The organism is Telluribacter humicola, from assembly GCF_017355935.1.
In the GTDB taxonomy this organism is placed as follows: Bacteria; Bacteroidota; Bacteroidia; order Cytophagales; family Spirosomataceae; genus Telluribacter; species Telluribacter humicola.
Genome location: NZ_JAFIQT010000021.1, coordinates 1 through 2,557 on the forward strand (window position 1 = coordinate 1; position 2,557 = coordinate 2,557).

Here is a 2,557-nt window from a genome sequence, read left to right on the forward strand (position 1 = left end):
TTCGATCCATAGGAACAGCCACTTCACCCTAACAGATAATAGTCGAAAAAACCGCCTGAAAATGCTTCGATCCATAGGAACAGCCACTTTACCCTAACAGATAATAGTCGAAAAAACCGCCTGAAAATGCTTCGATCCATAGGAACAGCCACTTTACCCTAACAGATAATAGTCGAAAAACCGCCTGAAAATGCTTCGATCCATAGGAACAGCCACTTTACCCTAACAGATAATAGTCGAAAAACCGCCTGAAAATGCTTCGATCCATAGGAGCAGCCACTTTACCCTAACAGATAATAGTCGAAAAACCGCCTGAAAATGCTTCGATCCATAGGAGCAGCCACTTTACCCTAACAGATAATAGTCGAAAACTTTATAATTAGATCAAGGAAGTGGAATTGATTGTAATATTATAGTATATTATTGCTTTATATCCAGTTATCAATAACAAAGTAGTATTTGTTTGTTAGGGATAAATAAGCCATTAAATTGCAGTTGCTATTATATGTTAGGGAATGGGAACATTATCGAAATCCAACCAGTCGCTTCAGATCTCAAATAACCAGCTTTCGCTAATATTTGAGAGTACTACCATTACGTCTCCTGTAGCAACAAATCCAGAGACCATTGTACTCCGCACGACAAACAACAAGAAGGTTCTCATCCGTGAGCCATTAAAACTACTGACCAGTACTACTGACTTTGGTTTCTTCGAGCGGAGATTATATTGGCTGGTGCTGCGGGAAATTCGAAACATCCAGGTCATTGATAAATTCAAAATCAAGCCTTATGAGGAACTTAGGTTTCGTTTTCATTACTCGGAAATAATCAAAGGGCACCCAAACTCCAATATCCAGTCTGCTATTGACCTGATCCAAAAACGCACCATAAGTTGGGAAGATGAAAATGGCAAGCATTCAAATATAGTTGTGTTCCCCATGGCCGAGTACTGGCCCAATAAAGGCGTTATTGAGTTGACCATGTATCATGCAGCAATTCCAGTTTTCCTGTTTCTGGGTAGCGGTTATGCACAATATGGTTACGAAGATGCACTTATCCTCAGTAGCAAGTATGCACAACTGCTGTTTTCTAACCTGGCCCGGTTTAGGGGGACAGGAGTATGGCGGGTAACACTAGACCAGCTTCGCAAATCAGTTGGGGCAATGGATAAATCGTATGACAATTATTCTGCTCTGCGGCAGCGGGTGATTGACCTCTCGCTTGAGCAAATTAACGAACACACCAGTTTATCAGTCACTTATGTGCCAATGATGAAGGGGCGGGCTACTATTGGTATAGAATTCAGAATCCAATCAAAAATACTACCGGAGGAACTGGAAAAAGAGGAAAAGAAAGAAGAAATGAATCAACGATTGGAGGCGATGTTCCAATCAGACATAGCAGAAGTAGTAGCATATGCCTCTAACAAACTAAGTCAATTCTATCCTTCCTTCTCTCAGCAGCAAAAAAAGGCGATCCTTTCGGATACTGAAAAATTGAAAGCTTTCCTGCGTGCTGACCTGTACGTAGACTATGGATACGCAGATGTTAATCCAGAAGCCTATGTTGCGCAGAGTGTATTCAACTATAAAGGGAAAGCTAAGAATATTTAATTTTTAAAGGCCTTTTGCTTACGACTACAGGTGTCAATCTATTCATCTGAAAGAATAGAAGGGAAGAAAAAACTTATATAGTATCGCGTTAGGGATAGCAGTGGAAAGCCCGGAGCGAGGTACGAGTGAGGACTTGGAACGGATAGCCCGACCCGAAGGGGAATGCCCAACTTTTAATAATTTTCTTACCCAGCTTCACATTATAAAAAAGCTTTTATATCATACTAGGGAAGGATAAAGCTGAATGAAAGGAACCGCGCTGAGAATCAGAATTACTCATAGAAATAATTTAACGACAGCAATCGCGGTCCATTTACTAGCATAAGTCTATGCATGGTTAAGCACACAGTAGCTCACCAAAAAAATCCGTTAACTTGAAGGATCCTAATTTACATACATTTTAGCAGAGGATGGGCTGACCTCCGGTTTCTAATATCGACTGATTCAGCGAATCGAGATTTGCGTGTAGCATCCTTAGACCAACAGGAATTCTATACAGTGAAATCTCAGTGCCACCTTTTTAGCCACGATGTGTAAAGGAAGCAGGTAAACGGATTTTATTATTATGTCCAATAATCTTTATTTATTGGACATAACTAGAATTTTGCTATTTTGCCTCCCTATTTGACTTTTTCTCCATGACACTTCTAGCATCCCAGGTCTCCGGACGAGCGCTCAGGCTGGCCACCCACGAGGAGCTGGCCCAACAGACCGCGGCTTTTTTCAACCGGGGACTCGAAGGGGCCCTCAACACCCAACTGGCCTACCGCTCGGACCTCAACCAGCTACGGCAGTGGCTGCAGCAGCGGGAGCTGGCCGACTTGCCCCTGACGCCGGCCACCCTGGCGGCTTACCTGTAAATTCCGGTGAAATTGAGCCACCCATTTCGGAGTAAACTGAGCCACCCTGTGGTTGTAGTAGAAACACTGTAAATATCACTGTAT

Annotated in this window: 2 protein-coding genes; both read left to right on the forward strand. The window is 42.6% G+C overall.

Annotation, left to right across the window (positions count from 1 at the left end; translation table 11 throughout):
• Positions 1–515: 515 nt before the first annotated feature.
• Positions 516–1,613 (forward strand): replication initiation protein, encoded by a 1,098-nt coding sequence (locus JUB14_RS27595; protein ID WP_207510102.1) that lies wholly within the window; start codon positions 516–518, stop codon positions 1,611–1,613.
• Between the two features lie 638 nt (positions 1,614–2,251).
• A complete protein-coding gene (locus JUB14_RS27600; RefSeq protein ID WP_207510103.1) occupies positions 2,252–2,473 on the forward strand; it encodes a hypothetical protein in 222 nt (73 codons plus the stop codon).
• Positions 2,474–2,557 lie beyond the last annotated feature (84 nt).

Bases quoted from the DNA above. Each gene is read 5' to 3' on its own strand.
- JUB14_RS27595 (WP_207510102.1), top strand. From the start codon at position 516: ATGGGAACATTATCGAAATCCAACCAGTCGCTTCAGATCTCAAATAAC.
- JUB14_RS27600 (WP_207510103.1), top strand. From the start codon at position 2,252: ATGACACTTCTAGCATCCCAGGTCTCCGGACGAGCGCTCAGGCTGGCC.